The 1493-nt window shown below is 50.9% G+C and carries 1 pseudogene; it reads right to left on the bottom strand.

From position 1 onward, the window contains the following. Positions 1-40: 40 nt before the first annotated feature. A pseudogene (locus tag KDK19_RS10390) lies at positions 41-1493 on the bottom strand (hypothetical protein); the annotation flags it as partial.

Raw genomic sequence — 1493 nt, 5'->3', positions numbered from 1 at the left:
AAGCCGATTATTTATTTGAAAAACATGAAAGTTGAATCTGTCAGTTAAACAGAGTTGAGAGATAATCAAGGGGCGCATAGAACTTTTTCCACTGAGTCCAGGCGGTCTCTGAAAAGCTTTGTTCCAGTGGATAGCCATAAACAGCGTAGTTTGAAAGACTGTTGATAACAGCGAAAGTCAACGCAGGTACCAAAGTGACACCGGCTTTGGTACACAGGTGGTCTGAGGTGGACTTGGAACTGGCCAACATAAGCAAGGTTCCGACTCCGTACAGGGCTGTGGCTGTGAATCCGACTCCCAGTGTGATTCCGATTCCGCTTCCGATTCCGCTTCCGATTCCGACTACGATTCCAGCTCCAGCTCCGGCTAAGGCTCCGGATTGGGTTCCGATAAAAGATCCTAATCCTGCTCCTGAACCGACTCCTGACCCGACTCCTGAACCGGCACTTGATCCGATTTCTGCTCCGGCTAAGGCTCCGATTACACCTCCAAGTCCGACTCCGACCGCGGCTACGACTCCGGCTCCAACTACGGATCCGGATACGGCTCCGGATAAGATTCCAGCCAGAACTCCGGCTCCGGTTCCGGCTCCGATTCCAGCTCCGATTCCAGCTCCCGATACAGATCCAGCTACGCCTCCAGCCAGGGCTCCAGCCAGAACTCCGGCTCCGGTTCCGATTCCGATTCCGACTCCGACTCCGGCCTTTGTCTGTTCGTCCACATCCACTATTAGCTCTGAACTGATTCCCGAGAGAGCTCCCACAATCGCTGCACTGACAACAGCAGCAAGACTCGCTTTTGCTGGCCTGATGCCTTTATGGATCAAGGCTTCATAAGTGACAGCACCAACCATAACCCCATTAATCACAGACAATATTGCGTATTCCCCAGACACATACCTTTTAGTTGTAATATCTCTTACGAACCTCATTTTTCTTAGCATTGGTACCGAAATAGCGCTGGCTCCGGTTCTTGATAGCGCTTCTGAAGCAAGGTAAGTCAAGACTCCGACAGGTATGTGCTTCCTCGTTTCCGTCATAGAGCCATAAATGTCCATTCCTGCACCGGCAAAATAAAGGAGTTTCCACCAGTGCTGTTCCAGGGGCCAGGAAGACACATGCCCGGCCAGTGCCACTTCGGCGGTAGAGATCACGGGAGCCAGTTGCCAACAGAAATCCGTTTTCAACTCTTCCAGCTCCTTTGTATCCGATGCAGCCAGACCATAGGTTTCTGAAAGCCCGGTGACTATACCCGCTGTTTTACAGACACCCCACCATATACCCAGGTTGAGCAGGGTAGACACAGAGACTCCGGCAATGCCTCCCGCTAACTCAAGCCCGTTTGCCACCAGAGCGGTGTCATTAAAAGGCTTAATAAAATCAAAATCATTTTGTGAAGGGGGGCTGGCCCGTGTCGTCGAATAAAACAAACACAAAAGTAACGGAAACAGGTTGAATAACTTTTTCATGGTGATTTCCCGGATACAGTGACTG

The sequence above is a fragment of the Endozoicomonas sp. ONNA1 genome (assembly GCF_024606325.1).
Classification (GTDB): domain Bacteria; phylum Pseudomonadota; class Gammaproteobacteria; order Pseudomonadales; family Endozoicomonadaceae; genus Endozoicomonas_A.
Note: the sequence above shows the minus strand (reverse complement) of the source record. Positions and strands in the feature narration are given on the sequence as shown.